Origin of the sequence: Alkalihalophilus lindianensis (genome assembly GCF_032843265.1) — a bacterium.
Classification (GTDB): Bacteria; Bacillota; Bacilli; order Bacillales; family Bacillaceae_D; genus Alkalihalophilus; species Alkalihalophilus lindianensis.
Genome location: NZ_JAWJBA010000001.1, coordinates 1,007,303 through 1,021,536 on the forward strand (window position 1 = coordinate 1,007,303; position 14,234 = coordinate 1,021,536).

Annotated in this window: 29 protein-coding genes; 8 read left to right on the top strand and 21 right to left on the bottom strand. The window is 36.6% G+C overall.

The annotated features are described in order from the left end of the window. Positions 1-12 precede the first annotated feature (12 nt). The 8 genes from RYX56_RS05525 to RYX56_RS05560 all read right to left on the bottom strand — a co-directional run bounded on the left by RYX56_RS05525 (position 13) and on the right by RYX56_RS05560 (position 3,287). Entirely contained in the window at positions 13-165 is a 153-nt protein-coding gene (locus tag RYX56_RS05525; protein ID WP_317121064.1) for a DUF6906 family protein, read from the bottom strand. Further along, positions 143-325 (bottom strand): hypothetical protein, encoded by a 183-nt coding sequence (locus RYX56_RS05530; RefSeq protein ID WP_317121065.1) that lies wholly within the window; start codon positions 323-325, stop codon positions 143-145. Before RYX56_RS05530 ends, RYX56_RS05525 begins: the two co-directional genes overlap by 23 nt. Further along, on the bottom strand, positions 318-458 hold the full coding sequence (locus RYX56_RS05535) for a hypothetical protein (RefSeq protein WP_317121066.1): 141 nt from the start codon (positions 456-458) through the stop codon (positions 318-320). Before RYX56_RS05535 ends, RYX56_RS05530 begins: the two co-directional genes overlap by 8 nt. Beyond that, positions 455-820, bottom strand: a complete 366-nt coding sequence (locus RYX56_RS05540) for a hypothetical protein (protein WP_317121067.1) — start codon at positions 818-820, stop codon at positions 455-457. Before RYX56_RS05540 ends, RYX56_RS05535 begins: the two co-directional genes overlap by 4 nt. After that, on the bottom strand, positions 820-2,331 hold the full coding sequence (locus tag RYX56_RS05545) for an AAA family ATPase (RefSeq protein WP_317121068.1): 1,512 nt from the start codon (positions 2,329-2,331) through the stop codon (positions 820-822). Before RYX56_RS05545 ends, RYX56_RS05540 begins: the two co-directional genes overlap by 1 nt. After that, positions 2,332-2,508 carry a hypothetical protein gene (locus RYX56_RS05550; RefSeq protein ID WP_317121069.1) on the bottom strand — a complete coding sequence of 59 codons (177 nt, stop codon included), beginning with the start codon at positions 2,506-2,508 and terminating at the stop codon, positions 2,332-2,334. 13 nt (positions 2,509-2,521) lie between these two features. Continuing rightward, the gene (locus RYX56_RS05555) at positions 2,522-2,842 is read right to left on the bottom strand and encodes a hypothetical protein (RefSeq protein WP_317121070.1); all 321 of its coding nucleotides are present in this window, start codon (positions 2,840-2,842) and stop codon (positions 2,522-2,524) included. A gap of 154 nt (positions 2,843-2,996) precedes the next feature. Continuing rightward, complete coding sequence (locus RYX56_RS05560; RefSeq protein WP_317121071.1) at positions 2,997-3,287, bottom strand: hypothetical protein; 291 nt, start codon at positions 3,285-3,287, stop codon at positions 2,997-2,999. 167 nt (positions 3,288-3,454) lie between these two features. Here RYX56_RS05560 and RYX56_RS05565 point away from each other — a divergent pair, with 167 nt between their 5' ends. Both RYX56_RS05565 and RYX56_RS05570 read left to right on the top strand, forming a co-directional pair. Next, positions 3,455-3,898: a helix-turn-helix domain-containing protein gene (locus RYX56_RS05565; RefSeq protein WP_317121072.1), complete on the top strand. Its 444-nt coding sequence runs from the start codon at positions 3,455-3,457 to the stop codon at positions 3,896-3,898. Between the two features lie 205 nt (positions 3,899-4,103). After that, positions 4,104-4,394, top strand: a complete 291-nt coding sequence (locus tag RYX56_RS05570; RefSeq protein WP_317121073.1) for a helix-turn-helix domain-containing protein — start codon at positions 4,104-4,106, stop codon at positions 4,392-4,394. Between the two features lie 220 nt (positions 4,395-4,614). On the opposite strand, the gene RYX56_RS05575 is transcribed toward RYX56_RS05570, so the two are convergent. The 6 genes from RYX56_RS05575 to RYX56_RS05600 form a co-directional block, all read right to left on the bottom strand. Then, the gene (locus RYX56_RS05575; protein WP_317121074.1) at positions 4,615-4,746 is read right to left on the bottom strand and encodes a hypothetical protein; all 132 of its coding nucleotides are present in this window, start codon (positions 4,744-4,746) and stop codon (positions 4,615-4,617) included. Then, a complete protein-coding gene (locus tag RYX56_RS05580; protein ID WP_317121075.1) occupies positions 4,743-5,285 on the bottom strand; it encodes a replication-relaxation family protein in 543 nt (180 codons plus the stop codon). The genes RYX56_RS05575 and RYX56_RS05580 overlap by 4 nt, the downstream gene beginning before the upstream one ends. After that, positions 5,242-6,471, bottom strand: coding sequence for an FtsK/SpoIIIE domain-containing protein (locus RYX56_RS05585; protein WP_317121076.1), 1,230 nt, complete (start codon positions 6,469-6,471; stop codon positions 5,242-5,244). The genes RYX56_RS05580 and RYX56_RS05585 overlap by 44 nt, the downstream gene beginning before the upstream one ends. A 121-nt stretch (positions 6,472-6,592) precedes the next feature. After that, the gene (locus tag RYX56_RS05590; RefSeq protein ID WP_317121077.1) at positions 6,593-6,790 is read right to left on the bottom strand and encodes an LPXTG cell wall anchor domain-containing protein; all 198 of its coding nucleotides are present in this window, start codon (positions 6,788-6,790) and stop codon (positions 6,593-6,595) included. Next, positions 6,787-7,062 carry a hypothetical protein gene (locus RYX56_RS05595; protein ID WP_317121078.1) on the bottom strand — a complete coding sequence of 92 codons (276 nt, stop codon included), beginning with the start codon at positions 7,060-7,062 and terminating at the stop codon, positions 6,787-6,789. The genes RYX56_RS05590 and RYX56_RS05595 overlap by 4 nt, the downstream gene beginning before the upstream one ends. Beyond that, complete coding sequence (locus tag RYX56_RS05600; RefSeq protein ID WP_317121079.1) at positions 7,059-7,223, bottom strand: hypothetical protein; 165 nt, start codon at positions 7,221-7,223, stop codon at positions 7,059-7,061. The genes RYX56_RS05595 and RYX56_RS05600 overlap by 4 nt, the downstream gene beginning before the upstream one ends. A gap of 129 nt (positions 7,224-7,352) precedes the next feature. On the opposite strand from RYX56_RS05600, the gene RYX56_RS05605 reads away from it, so the two are divergent. From RYX56_RS05605 to RYX56_RS05630, 6 genes are all read left to right on the top strand, one after another. Next, positions 7,353-7,580: a helix-turn-helix transcriptional regulator gene (locus RYX56_RS05605; protein WP_317121080.1), complete on the top strand. Its 228-nt coding sequence runs from the start codon at positions 7,353-7,355 to the stop codon at positions 7,578-7,580. A gap of 38 nt (positions 7,581-7,618) precedes the next feature. Next, positions 7,619-8,413: a hypothetical protein gene (locus RYX56_RS05610; protein ID WP_317121081.1), complete on the top strand. Its 795-nt coding sequence runs from the start codon at positions 7,619-7,621 to the stop codon at positions 8,411-8,413. Positions 8,414-8,493: 80 nt separating this feature from the next. After that, the gene (locus RYX56_RS05615) at positions 8,494-8,853 is read left to right on the top strand and encodes a YhjD family protein (RefSeq protein ID WP_317121082.1); all 360 of its coding nucleotides are present in this window, start codon (positions 8,494-8,496) and stop codon (positions 8,851-8,853) included. 111 nt (positions 8,854-8,964) lie between these two features. Further along, positions 8,965-9,891 carry a hypothetical protein gene (locus RYX56_RS05620; RefSeq protein WP_317121083.1) on the top strand — a complete coding sequence of 309 codons (927 nt, stop codon included), beginning with the start codon at positions 8,965-8,967 and terminating at the stop codon, positions 9,889-9,891. Positions 9,892-9,905: 14 nt separating this feature from the next. Then, entirely contained in the window at positions 9,906-10,187 is a 282-nt protein-coding gene (locus tag RYX56_RS05625; protein WP_317121084.1) for an STAS-like domain-containing protein, read from the top strand. Positions 10,188-10,428: 241 nt separating this feature from the next. Beyond that, the gene (locus RYX56_RS05630; protein ID WP_317121085.1) at positions 10,429-11,430 is read left to right on the top strand and encodes a hypothetical protein; all 1,002 of its coding nucleotides are present in this window, start codon (positions 10,429-10,431) and stop codon (positions 11,428-11,430) included. On the opposite strand, the gene RYX56_RS05635 is transcribed toward RYX56_RS05630, so the two are convergent. From RYX56_RS05635 to RYX56_RS05665, 7 genes are all read right to left on the bottom strand, one after another. Beyond that, positions 11,409-11,873: a hypothetical protein gene (locus tag RYX56_RS05635; RefSeq protein ID WP_317121086.1), complete on the bottom strand. Its 465-nt coding sequence runs from the start codon at positions 11,871-11,873 to the stop codon at positions 11,409-11,411. The genes RYX56_RS05630 and RYX56_RS05635 overlap by 22 nt on opposite strands. Before the next feature lie 43 nt (positions 11,874-11,916). Then, positions 11,917-12,708 (bottom strand): N-acetylmuramoyl-L-alanine amidase family protein, encoded by a 792-nt coding sequence (locus RYX56_RS05640; RefSeq protein WP_317121087.1) that lies wholly within the window; start codon positions 12,706-12,708, stop codon positions 11,917-11,919. Next, complete coding sequence (locus tag RYX56_RS05645; protein WP_317121088.1) at positions 12,695-12,829, bottom strand: hypothetical protein; 135 nt, start codon at positions 12,827-12,829, stop codon at positions 12,695-12,697. The genes RYX56_RS05640 and RYX56_RS05645 overlap by 14 nt, the downstream gene beginning before the upstream one ends. After that, positions 12,822-13,226, bottom strand: coding sequence for a phage holin family protein (locus RYX56_RS05650; RefSeq protein ID WP_317121089.1), 405 nt, complete (start codon positions 13,224-13,226; stop codon positions 12,822-12,824). The genes RYX56_RS05645 and RYX56_RS05650 overlap by 8 nt, the downstream gene beginning before the upstream one ends. Positions 13,227-13,277: 51 nt before the next feature. After that, a complete protein-coding gene (locus RYX56_RS05655; protein WP_317121090.1) occupies positions 13,278-13,442 on the bottom strand; it encodes a hypothetical protein in 165 nt (54 codons plus the stop codon). Between the two features lie 96 nt (positions 13,443-13,538). Further along, positions 13,539-13,781 (bottom strand): hypothetical protein, encoded by a 243-nt coding sequence (locus RYX56_RS05660; RefSeq protein ID WP_317121091.1) that lies wholly within the window; start codon positions 13,779-13,781, stop codon positions 13,539-13,541. A gap of 2 nt (positions 13,782-13,783) precedes the next feature. After that, positions 13,784-14,224: a hypothetical protein gene (locus RYX56_RS05665; RefSeq protein ID WP_317121092.1), complete on the bottom strand. Its 441-nt coding sequence runs from the start codon at positions 14,222-14,224 to the stop codon at positions 13,784-13,786. Between the last annotated feature and the right edge of the window lie 10 nt (positions 14,225-14,234).

Consider the following 14,234-nt stretch of genomic DNA (forward strand, 5'->3'; position numbering starts at 1 on the left):
AATATTCTCCCCTTATGAGTAAATTAATTTTGATGTGCCTGTTTCTCTATGGATTAATAGCAACTGATCATCATTTGCTTTGCTTACTAGCCAGTTATTTGGATTAAGACCTGATTGTTTAATAGATTCTTTTTGACGACGATTAGGATTCTTGCCTTGTTTCATTACGAGAGACCTCCTTATTGATTAACTGAAGCCTGGCATCTGTATCACAATCATTTAAGATATTAAGCATTAACTCTCTTTGCTTCTTAGTTTTGAAATTAAAAACTGCAATAGAATTGCTTGTTTTTGAAGAAACTTCAAGCGAGTATATTTTACGCATTATAAGCTCCTCCCAACTGTTGAAGATCACTTTGCAAAGCATCAACTTCAAATTGAGCTCGATTTCGAATAAGCTCTAGTTGTTCAAACTGCTTATCCAAATCTGCTAATTGGGTCATTAGTTCTTGTTTCATTCTTCGATCACCCACTTATTTTCCACTAGTTCTCGAAAAGTGAACTCTCCTATGAAGTTGTGTTTAAGTTGAACTTTATCTGCTTTATTAAAAGTGACATAATGTCCGCTTATTGAGATGGCAACTTGTTTACCCTGTTCAAAAGCTTTCATAGCATCTGTGAAAGATACGTATTTAGGAACAACCTCCCAACATCCGTAATCGAACAAATCATTAAGATGATATTTAGGATACATCTTTTTTCCATCACCAACTGATACAATCCGAGCGCTTTCCATTTCCCAAAAATGATCTGTTGGCCAGGCTGTGTTTCTTACACGTTTCCCATCTTCTAGAGCTTTCAGCATTTCTGATAATTTCATTATTCGCTCACCTCTATCTTCAGCTCTTGATCAGCGACCACTCGACTAGTTATCAATTGACCAGTAGGACCTTTAAACGCTGTAATAGATTCCGCATTATCAACAAATGTTGGCGCCACTACTCCACTTTGCTCACTCAATACTTCACGCAACTCTAAACCAGCTTTAATAGATTCAGAGAGTGAGAGCATCTTATAGTCTTTACCATCCATCTGAATCACAAAGGTTGGCTTGATATCACCATTCTTTTGTTCTTCAAACAAACGAACTGATAAGGTAGTAAATAGAGCTTGTACTTTTTCACCTTGCAACTCAGCTTCTTTTGCCTGGAATGCTTTGATAGCATCGATGATAAAGATTGAATCATTTAAGCTGTTGAGCTTTTCTTGTTCGTCCTGTTCAGCTATTTCGATTTGTTCTTTCAGTTGATCTACTTGTTTAACTGAACGTAAAGCTTGTATTAGAGGCTGTCGCTTATCATCCAATTCATTTCGTTTTGAGAGGAGATCATCTAGCTCAACTCTTTCAAGGTTCATTAGGTTTTCTTTTAATGAGGCTTTTTTATCTAACAATAATTTATGAGAATCTTTATGCTCTTCCATTCTTTGGAGCTTCTTATCTTTTACTGCTTCGATAGAGTCTTCATCCAGTGATTGGTTGCACAAAGGACACTCAGAAGCTATGTGTTCATTTTTTATTTGTGAGTACTTTTCCTTCGAGTGTTCAATTTCACTTTGGAGGTTTTCGAGTTGAAATTGAATATGACTAAATTTTCGATTCTTCTCGTTTGCGTTAGAAATATCATTATCAACTTGCTCTAACAATTGCCCGATCTCACCAAGCTCATCCTCAACTTCATTAACAGAGATTACATAAGATTCATATTGATCAAGTTGTCCCTTTAGAGTTTTTGTTCTGCTCTCTGCTGAAATATGAGCTTTTTCCATCTTTGTTTTATTCTCTCGATGGATCTTTTCGATATCATTTAACTTATGCTTTTTCAATAACTCTGTTAATTTATCAGATTGAGGACCGTGCAATTCTTTAAGGACTTGCTTATTAGATGGAGCAGCAACATATTGTAAAAGCATTTCGCGTTGCTTATCCCATTTAAGGGTAAAGAAGTAGTGCGGATTATAAAGTGATAAGAAGAAGTCTTTATCACCTAAATTGGAAACCAGTAAATCAAATTCAGTTGCTTTGCTCGGTACATCATTGATGTAATACTTTGCTTTTCCACTCTTCAACTCACGAGTCAATTTGACTTCTTTACTATCGATAGTTAAAATTAATGAAACTTTTGTCTCTTCGGACTCGTATGTTACTGGTGTAGGATCAAGCTTATTCTTGAAAACATCTGTTCCGAAGAAGGCCCATGAAGGTGCATTAACAACTGTTGATTTACCTTCGCCGTTATCACCGCTGATCTTCGTTTCCTCGCCAAAGTTAACTGTAAGATCGCGGTGATTTTTAAATCCTGTTAGGAATAATTCTTTAAATGTGATCTTCATTTATTTCGCCTCCTTATAGATAATCAATGCATCAGTTCCCCAATCCTCACTTGTTGCACTTGCACTAAATTTGATATCAAGGATTTCCGAAAAGGGATTCTCTGCTAACCACTCATTGATCCCTTTTTCCAAATTTTCTCCTAAGAACTGCTTAACTTTTATATCTCCCGCTAACACTTCTATCACCTCCTTAAGCTAATGACATCTTTTTCAATGGATGATTCGCTAACTGGAACTGCTCACGCTTACGATCCACTCTCGATGCTAAGATTTCATATTTAGTGGCAGCTAATGGCTCTCTGCAACCTTCCAACACTTTGCTGAATGCATTAAGAGCTCGTACGATATAGATCATTTCCTCGCTATCGTATTGATCAGAGCCTCCAACCAGATGTGCAATAATTAAATCTACTCTTTTCACTTCTGCTTCTTTTAACTCCATTTGATAAGACTCCAGAGCTTCGATAACTTGTGACTGCTGTTCTAAATTGAATTTGACTGTTTGTTTCATGCAATAACTCCCTTCTCTCATAATTTCGAAATGAGTTTTGATTTTGTGTCGGTGTTTCCGTATTAAAACAATACATCTTTAACTATCGAGAACATCGCAAACAAGTAGGAACAAACAGCACAGACTATAATGAACTTACTTTGTTTATCTGTTTTCATTTCGCATTCACCTCTTTCTTATAATCATCCGATAAGTTACGACCTCGTAACTCAGGTTCCAAAAAAAAGAATCTTTCGAATGGTTCTCCAAAAGCATTTATTACACCAGCAATAAATGCGGGTCCAGGTGCACAATATCTTGGATCATCCTTATTTAATTTCGCTCTCCAAATTTGTGAAACTGAAACACCGATCTTTGCCGCTAACTCTGTATCGCTTGAAATTTCATGATCGATAGCTGCCTTTAAGAACTCTTTAACATCTAGACGAATTATATATTTTTTCATTTCGTCACCTCAATTCGTGAATAAGTTGCGTCCTCGTACATAAACTATACAATAATAAATTACGAGAGCGCAACCTTTTTTGAAATAAAAATTGCACGCGCGCAATCAAATTGTTATAATAAGGGTATGATATTAATATAGGTTGATACTAGGAGATGAAGTTAAAAATGAGTGAAATTAATTTCGGTAAATTTATAGCGGATCATAGAATCAAAAGTGGATTTAAGACTCAAAGAGACATCGCTGAGAAAACTGGAATTTCTAGAGCTACCATTTCTAGAATTGAAAAGGAAGTACAAAAACCTAATGTAAAAACAATAAAATTATTAGCTGAACACCTTTATACAACATCCCTAAATGAGCTTATGATTGTATGCGGTTATTGGGACGAAGACGATCTTATCTATGACGAAGTACCAGAGCGTTTACACTCAGGAAATGAAAAAACCTCTTCGTATATAAACGAAAAGGAATTTTCCAATAACCTGGAATTGAGTAATGATAAACTTCTCGAGAAATTCAATTTAACCTTAGACGGGAAAGAATTATCTGAGTCTGAAGCAAAGAGTGTTATTTCTTTTCTTCGCTCTGTTCGTCAACACAACCAGTAATTACTTTTATAATACGTTCCTCTTTTATGCCCAGCAATTCGGCAATCTTTTTCAGTTCGACTTTTTTCTTCATGATGATCCCCCCTGCAATGATTGCAAATTGTGTAGTTAAAAGAGAATAAATACGCATTTTGTAACACTGATACAACACTTGTCCCCTTGTCGATATAATTAACAAAGAATGACATTGGGGGACTGGCGTCTTATGAATACAAGAATGAGTGAATTGAGACTTAATCGTAATAAAACTCAAGAAGACATCGCTAAGCTGCTTGGTGTTGCTCGAACCACTTACGCTATGTACGAACAAGGAAAGCGCGAAATGGACTATCAATTGTTGATCAAACTAGCGGATTATTACAAGGTCTCTTTGGATTTTATATTTCGGAGAACTGACAACCCTATACTCATCGAGTCATTAAAACAAGATGAAATAGAGTTTATCAACAAGAACCTTACTACCTACAGAGAAATAAAAACTACATACTGGAGATAAAGCGCATGAATTTGATAATGTGCTTTTTCTTATATGGTCATTATATACGAACGATTGTTCTCATTTCAAGTCTTTTGTCTACACAATTTACAACTTTGTTATTATTGTACAACCTAACAACGGTGAAATTTGTCGAACTTTGTATGCATGCTCATAGGTTATTTTTACCTAAAACAAGCGATATCAGGGTACATTCACCTAATATCGCTTGTTCAACCCTCTATTTGCTATATAATACTTGTTCTATTTGCGATTTATTCATTTCTTGCTTCTTTTCTATTATGTTCAAGGTGCGATTCGCACCAAACAAGTAGCATGCCCACATACTTAATACAATCCCTGCTGCAATCATTTAATCTCCTCCCATTCATAAACATTCATTTTTAGGTCCGTTATCTTTTTTAATTCATTAGCTCGCAATTTTGATTTCGTAAGCCATACGATTGTAGGAAAGTAGCCATGATGTTCCTGCCAAACTTTGTATTCTTTAAGCTTTCGGTACTTTTGCAATTTGTTGAGATTCTCTGACCATCTTTGCGTATTATCGATTTCAACAAAGAAGAAACGTTCCTGGTCTAACTCTCTCCTAACCCCTATAGCGTCGGGAACTATTTTAAATCCTTCATTTCCTACTTCTATAGACTGTTCAATGTGCCATTGTGAAGGTTTTAGATACAGATATACATCATTCCTCATGACCGTGTGCAATACGCTGGGGTTCCAATTCGCAATGTTTTCAGAGCCTATTTTTTCGCGTCCTCTTTTATTTAAATAGTAGACTTTCTCCTCGATGAATCGACTGCACAACCATTCGTTTAAATTACGCATCACCCTTCTTGCATTGTTGTCAGTACCTAAATGGTGAAGCTTCTGAATTTGGCTTCTTGTCATGAACTGGTGCTTGTCGAGGCTCTTTAGTATCTCTTCCGTCCGTTTGCGATTCTTCTCGATGTTGTTCACGTTCCCACTCCTTTAAATATTGCGTGAAGTCATTGTCATAAGGTACTTGTATCGTTGTCGTTTCATCCGTACGTAAAATAGCTCTTCCTGGTATCCTCGGCAATTGTTCAGCTCCTACTTCATCTAATACTACTCGACTCGCTATTTCTGTAGGGAGAGCGAAACATACTTTTGTATCAGCATTCTGTTTTATTTGTCTAGGCAAGGTATCGCCTGTGGGGTACTGAGTGCAGAATATAAGCCGATACCCCAATGCCCCACCGATACGAGCGATCCGTGATAAGATCGCTTGGCAACGATCCATCTTCTTTTTATCCTCTCTTGGCGTAGAAGGAGTCTTTGCTAATTCGGCCCCTTCATCTACAATAATAAACACCCTGCGACTCACACCACTTTCCACTACATTTGAGTATCGTTGCTCCTTAAAATTTTCCATCCATTTATCCAAATCGTGATTGAGCTGCTCTAAAATCTGCAAGCTACTATTCACATCGTCAGCTATACCTTTCACCTGTTTCAAATTCGCATAAGAATTGAATTCTAAGCCACCTTTTAGATCTAGCATATAAAACTGTGCTAACTCTCCATTTTGCAAGCATAGCGATGTTGTGATCGATTTAAGTAATACCGTTTTCCCTTTGCGTGTCATTCCACCAACGATCATATGCGGATATTTATCAAAATCAATAAATTTGTCACCGAAAGGAGAAAGCCCTAAATGTACATTCCACTTCTTACCCTCTATACAGTTGTATTGGACGTTTTCTGGGATCCTAATTTTAGATACCTTGATATGCAAACGACCGCTCCATTCCATAGCTACAGGCTTATTTAGTGCATCCTCTATAGCAGGTCTGATCTTTTCAGAAGCTGAGAAAGGTATCCCTTTTGGCAACTGGTACACGTAAGAATGACCATGCTCCCATTCCCCTTCATTCAGGAACTTAGGAAACTCATCATAAGAGTCCTTTCCGCTCCCTTTACGAACAGAAAAATAGACATTCTCAAACACTTCCTCAATCTTGTCACGATCCGTTTTCCCTTTCTTTCCTGCCATCGACTGAGCCAACAAAACACCACCAACAACTGCACCGAATCCGATTGATTCCACTAACACAAAACCACGCCCCAATTCCTATAGAGTTACGATTAAACGTGATATGTCGTTTTAAAATGGACAATAGTAACAAAAGGAAACAACATATCACACCTATACTCACGCCCCGCCATGTGGCGTGTCAGTATGGAAAACCGCCGAACATGTGAATAATGGTTTTTCCTGTTTGAATCACGATATAGCCTACTGAACTGATTAAACCAAGCTTCATCATTAGCTCTAATGTCCAAGCTAAGTCACTGCGATGTTTCTTCTTTAATGCGAACACTCCGACAGCGCCAATTATAGCCCCGCCACCGACAATTAGGATTGTGTTCATTCATGCCACCTCTTTCTGAACTCCCCGTTGTCGTTAATCATTTGACTAGCTAAGGATCCATACCTGCCATAGTCCAGTACATTGTGTCTATCCATGTGGTTGATGATATGAACATAATCACTTGTGGTTGTAGCACCTCTATATAATTCCTCTAAATCCTCGTAAGAGTGAAGCATATACGTGCTGTCTAACATCTTATAACGACTCTTGATAGGCTTCTTGTGGCTAGAAAATGTTCTAGCTGCTGAACGTAATACAGAAGTAAAACTCATTTCTCATGTATCCAATCTAATAGTAAATCCTTACCTTCTCGACTCAACCATATTTGCCCTCTTTCTTGTCTTTCTAGTAGTACCGTAGCATATACCTTGCGTCCTAACTTATTAGCTGGTATGTGATGAGATGGGCGAACTACAGAAGCTTTATTTGCCATTAGTAATCGACTCCTTTTTGTTGGGGATTGATACACTATATGGGCGTTGTAAAAAAAATTGCCTGTCCACACTAAATAAGTACTAGCAGGATTATAAAAAAATTTCGAGAATACACCAAATGGGTGATTATGATGAACAAATTAGAGCATATGTTAAAAGAAGAAGGCCGTAAAAAAGGATGGCTTGCAAAGAAAGTAGGAATTTCGAACAGCACTTTAACAAATATCATAAAAGGTGGATTGCCAACCTTACCAGTAGCTTTGAAGATTGCACACATTATGAATACCTCTGTAGAAGAACTATGGGGATGTTCTATTGAAGAATGGAAACATTCTATTGAAGAAGAACGTAGATAGATAGTAAGATGTTTTTGGGATAAAAAGGAGGAAATGCTTTGAAGAAATTACTTGGATTGAGCTTAGCTTTAACATTTGTTTTGTCTGCTTGTGGAAATAATAACTATTTAGAGGCATCCAAAACTGATTCAGCTGAGTTCTCAAACGAGCAATATGAACAATTAGAAAATGGAATGAGCGCAAAAGCGATCTACCAATTAGTCGGTGGCCAGCCCCACTATTCTCACGAAAGCGACACTGGTGAAATTACTGCAGAATATCTAAAAGAGGATCAAACAAAAGTACTGTTAAAGTTTAATAATGATGAACTAACGTCTTTTACTGAGTTTGGTACAGCTGTATCCACAAGCTCTAGTTCAAATACCAATAACTCGGACACCAGTAGTGCCCCATCAGTTTCTAGTACATCTCTAGAGGTTATAACCGAATCGATCATTAAAGAGTTAATTGGAAATCAAGCATTAAATACAGATAAGCCAAGGGTGGAAAGTATTAACTCTATAGAGGATGTAATCGCAGGGGAAGACAATTACATCCTCACTCTGGAACTGAATGCTAATGAACATAGAACTGCAGCACGAACAAAAGATGATATGTTACTCAATTCTAAAGAGATTTTACCCCCTATCTTTGAAGAAGAAGGTATCAGTGAAGTCCAACTGAATTGGATACTACCTTTAACAGAAGCCAGTGGTAATCAAATTGATAAAACTGTAATGACAATCGCCTTAAGATCAGAGAACGCAGAAAATATTAATTGGGAAACCTTTAATATTTATGACTTCGAATCTGCTGCTGACCGCTATTACGAAGACAATGCTTTAAACAACTGAGCCTAAATTGGCTCTTTTTTCTACTTGAAACACGAACAAACATTCGTATATAATAAAACAAAAAGACGAGGTGTTTGTTTATGATCACGACTAAAGATGAGTATGAATTGATCCTAAAATACATCTATCTTCCTATGACACGACGAGTAATAGAGAAGGATTTAGAAAAGATGGAAGCCTCTAAGTTTAAGTTCAGTGATATCTACTTGGATTTTTTCAAAAGCAAGATCGATTGGATCGGTAAAGACATAGGTGAACTAAAACGCGAAGCTAAAAGAAAAGGGATTGCGGTACATGAACTAGGAGTGGATTCATCATCCAGTGTGAAATACTGCAATTATCTCGTTGTGGTTAGAGGACAAGAACAAGAAATGAAGGTTCTTTCTCATGTGATGGCTAATAACGTGCGTGATATCTTGCGGTCATATGTGAATAAGTAGCAAACTTTATTACTTGTCGTTTAATAGTAAGTTTTGTCGAAATCATAGAAATTTTAGTTCCATAAGTATTATTATGTAAAAAGAACCAATACTTATGAAGGGTGGCACCTTATGCATCTACTAAAATTTTATGTACGCTCTTTTCCGGATGATCTTCTAGTTCAAACTACTACTGAGTTCATAGACGAAGCAAGTTTACTTAGAGATCAATTTGGAGAAGATTTTTATATTCAAGTTATTTTCAACTCGGATTTTGTAAGCAATTCAAGTTTAGTTATCGCGAGAGCCTTTCTAGATTTTTTACAGAATGAGGGATTTAGATATGATGTTAAAGGTGAATCTAACTCTTTTAACTATGCGAATAGATTAGGTTTCTTCAATGAATTACCTCACATCGATTATGATTTTAATAAACAGGCTTCGAATGGACGTTTTTTAGAATTAGAAACCATCACTAATAGCGACATGAGAGTCACTGAAAGATTAACTAAATCTTTAGAAGAGTACTCTGATAGACCTAATGTTTTTATTAGCGAAGACAGCAGGGAAATGCTATCTTATTCAATAGGCGAAGTAGTAAGTAATGTAAGAAGACATTCCTTTTCAACTGGTAGAATTAGTTTTCAAAATTACATGGGTCAAACAGTAAATGAGGTTACCATATGTGATTGTGGTATAGGTATAATAGAATCTTTGAGGAATGCAGGTAATTATGGTACTGATGTAGAAATACTAAAGCATAGTATACAACAGTACACCAGTGCATCGCATAACCCAGTAGGCTATGCTGAAAAATCACCAGGTGTTGGATTGTATAATCTTTGTAAAATAGCTGAAAGAAATAAAAAAGCTTCAGTAACAATTGTCACTGAGCAATACAAATTAGAGGTCAGTAAGAAAAACCCAGTCGATAACCCAAAGATCATTAAGCTTCCGACGAAGTTTAAAGGAACAATCGTAGTACTACGAATCCCGAATGTACTTCAAACAAATCTAAATGAGGTCTTGGAAGATAGCCTCCAAGATACTTTCTTCTAAAGGATGTGGTATAAATGTTTTCATTAGCACAAAACGGCAGCGTACTTACTGAGAGAGATCTAGGAGCTAAAATTAGAAGTGAATTACTTTCCATTATTTCAGCAGAACATAAAGTTACAGTTGATCTTTCTAATGTCCAGATGGTAACTTCATCTTTTGCAGATGAATTATTCGCTAAACTTATAGAAGAAATTGGGCCTGAGGCGAAAAGTAAGGTTGCTATTGTAAACGTGTCTACTACAGTACGCACAATTATAAACGAAGCAATCTTTACTCGATCGAAATTGCCTCAATAATTGTGTAGACAATTTAGGCATAAAGTATTAAAATTAATCTGTATCTTACCCGATACGATTATAGAATGATGATGAAAAAAGATCAGAAAAAGCACTTACTCTTAGGCAGGGAGTAGGTGTTTTTTCGTTTTTCGATTCATTATCCATTTCTAAGCAAGAATATAACACTTCCTAAATTTCCTAAAATAATGATAGTATAGTCATGTAAAATACAAATCTATTAAAATGTGGAGGTTTTTTCATGGCAGAGGTTCTAAAACTAGAGTACAAAGGTTTAGATGATCCATTTAAATTTGATGAATATATCCAAAATGCTGTAATGGCAGAGGACCAGTTACGAGATATCTATATTAAAAGGTTAAATACTTTTAACAGAGAAAATCTGAAGAATAATCCTGAACCTTTTCGTTTTTTAAAAAAGGAAAATTGCTCTATTTTATTTTTAATACAACCTTATGATTTTAATTATCAGTTGGCCGCCACAATATTGTATTTATCTACCCCCGGAGATAGAAAAAAGGAAATATACGTATTGAAGGAAAAGGATTTAGTAGGGATTGATAATTATATTAATCCACATGATTTTCTATTAGAGGAAGTATTGCCTTCAATGGATTATGATAAATCCCAAGTGATGTTTGATATTAATGATTCTTATGAAGGTCTCAAGTTCAATAATTCTTTTTTTCGTACAAATGACTTCGAGATATCTGTCGAAAATAGTATGTTAGTGCATAAGATTACTGAGCTTATAAGAAACGAGGTTAGACATTTTAAAACCCTAAATACCAAACCGTTAAGCTATTTTGCCAAAGATGCACATAAATTCCCTTTTTCAATTTTAGACTTAAAACCATTAATGAAGCTGGTAGAAGACGAGGATTTCAACTATCAACTTGACCAAGCTATGGCAGCATACCATTCTAACCTTTTTTTACCATGCGCTGCTACACTTGGAGTGGTTTTAGAAACCCTCTGCTTAAAAATCCTAGAGCACTATGAAGTAAAAAAAGTTAAGACTGGGGACACTCAACTAGGTAAACTAAGAGAGCGTTTGGTAAACGAACGTATTACTTCAAGAAGAGACAATACCCGTCTTGAAGTTGCATATAAAATGAGAAATATGGCATCACATACAAGTCCAGGCATTGCTCTTAAAGAAGATTGTCACTTCATGTTAAATGTGATTAACACACTAGCTTTTGAATATTTAAATGGTGATCAATCAGCTTTAGAAAGATGATGTGAAACATAAAATGGATCTGCAATAACCTTGTTATAATTAGCTATTTTACTTAGAATAGTTGATGTAGCATTTCCTAAATAACCATTTGCATCTACCTCTTCATAATTTTTCGATTCAAAAAATACAGCCCGGTAAATGATACTAAGTTCATCATCTGTAAATTGAAAAGAACCTCTTATGTTTGGCTCATTAGAGGTTCTAATCTTTTTCAATTCTTGATTTTGACCCTGAGAATTTCTCTGCCTCTGTAATCCATTAGCAGTTACATCCAATACCTTCGTCTTATCTTCCAACTCTTTGTACTCGTTCTCCGTCACCATTACCTTCTCATTCACTCTATTAATCTCACCTGCCATCATCGACACCGAAACTTCTAAAGATAAAATAGTTTGCTCCACTCTCTCAATCTTTTCTTCTAACACTTTGATTTTATCTGACATAACAATCACTCCTATTTTTTATTGTACTAACCTACAAAATCAACTATCTAATTCCTCTACGCCGCGCTTCATATTGCAAGCGGACCGCATTGCGAATAGTTAGCTCACCTTTACGAGCTTTCTCAAGCCACTCCTTATCTAGCGGATGGCTATGCTTCGTTTCATCTGTCCAATCCTCTAATGCACTGATAACCGCGCTTAGTTCTACTTGTGTAAGTTTCATATTAAAATATTCCTCCTCTTTATCTTCTTGGGATTTTGTTTGATTAGCAACTGAAGAGTTCACTTGCTTAGGCTTTAAATTGAAGACTTTGACAATGCCTTCTCCATGACCACGAACCACACTCTCTATAAACCGTGGATCTTTTAACTTAACTGCATCAATAGCGTTATCGATAAAAGCCGCTTCAGTTAATATAGCTGGCATGTTAGAAGTTCGTAGAACGGCAAAGTTTGCTCGTTTCTTCCCTCGGTCATTCCCACCAATTGCTTTCATAATTTCAGCGTGTATGATGTGTTGGTTCGAGATGGTTGCCGTAGATACACTGCTATTGAAAATAAAAGTTTCAAAGCCAGCTCCTCCACCTGCGTTAATATGGACGCTAATGAAGATATCAGCACCCCAGGCATTAGCCATTTGGGTACGTTGCGATAAAGTTAGGAACCGATCATCTTCACGACTAAGCATGATTTCCACATTCTCGAATTGTTCAAGATACCTTTTAAGTGCTAGTGCGATGGTTAGAACAAGGTCTTTTTCACGTAAGCCATGCGCAACAGCTCCTGGATCGGTACCGCCATGTCCGGGATCAATAAAGATTTTAATTTTCCTCAATCGACTCAACCTCCTTGCAATCATCGCATACCGGCTCCCCGTGGTTTCCTTCTACAAATAGGTCTTTACTCCAGGTGATCTCTTTGCCACAAAATACGCATTCCGTTACTTGTTTAGTCACGTTTCTCATCTCCTTTAGAAGTATCAATCACATGCAAACTATCCTTAATTGCCTTGGGCACCTTGCCGCCAATCTGTGTGTAGTTTTCTAGAATGCTCAAGCTCTCCACAGAAATATAAAAAAGCACCGTAGCTATTGCTACCGCACCGTTTAGGTCAAGTATGATGTCTATAATATTCGCCACTATAATGATCCCGAATGCCCCTACCTTTCGAGCGTAACCATAGTAAGCCGTTCGACTCCTTAACCTCTTTTCTTTAATGGCTCTTGTAATACCAGTGGCTACATCAATTAACATTAATAAAGCTAATAGATCTAAAAACTTCACACCGCCAAACAAGTACATGTGTATGACGTCTAGGTTTTCCCTGTTTACCCAAACTGTTATGTTTTCCACGTTCACACCCCTTTTATAAATAAAAAGGAACCAACAAATGTCGGCTCCTCGTTACCCCCATAACCTTTCGGTATCCAGAGGGATATATACTTCCTTGCTATTAATCGCTTTATGAAGGATCGGCTTCTTAAATTGATTTTCTAATTCTTCTTCTACTTTGCGTTTTCTCTCTTCAGCTAACTTATTAAATGTACTCTTCGTTTTATGTGTACCCATGATGCTTCCCCTTTCCATAATCTATAGCTATTATTTCCATAGGGAGGTTTTTTATCCTTTTACAACAAATATTAATATGCTTATGAAAAGCCCCTACTATTCAGCAGGAGCTTCCTCTACACCATTGATTCGATCAATAATCTTCTGTTTGATGACATTCCTTAACGAGTCCATCGCTTCATTCCCGTGATACTCTTCTGGTTCCAACGGAATGTACCCACTAAGGTTAATCTGACTCTTTGGGTCACGTGCTTGGAATTGAACATGCACAGATGAAATGCCTCCATCTGCATAACGAATATTTGTACCTGTGATTTGGATTTCGAATTGTTGACTCATATTTATTCAGCTCCCTTTTCAGTTTCTGATTCTACTTGATCGACTTCAAATGCTTCATAGAGATAGTCATAAATCTCAGAAGTTTGTCCCTCATACTCATCCTCTTCAAACTTGGCCAAGATCTGCTTCATGGTACGAATCAATCCACGATGCTCACCACCTTCAAGAATAAGTTCTTCTTCATTCAACTCTTTAACGTCCTCACGAAACGCCTCTAAGTCTTTAATATCAAAGTTGCCATTCTTAACAACGGCTTCTCCCTTTTCATCTTTGTGAGAGTGTTCTTTTGCAATCTCTTTGCGATCTTCATCAACTTTCTTTGCTCGCTCGTCAAGCAATTTAATAAAGTCACGACGAATACGAGATTGCTTTCTTACTAGTTTTAAACCGTAAAGATAATTGATTGCTGGTACCACTTTTCCATTTTCGATTGCTACTTTCATGAATGATTCC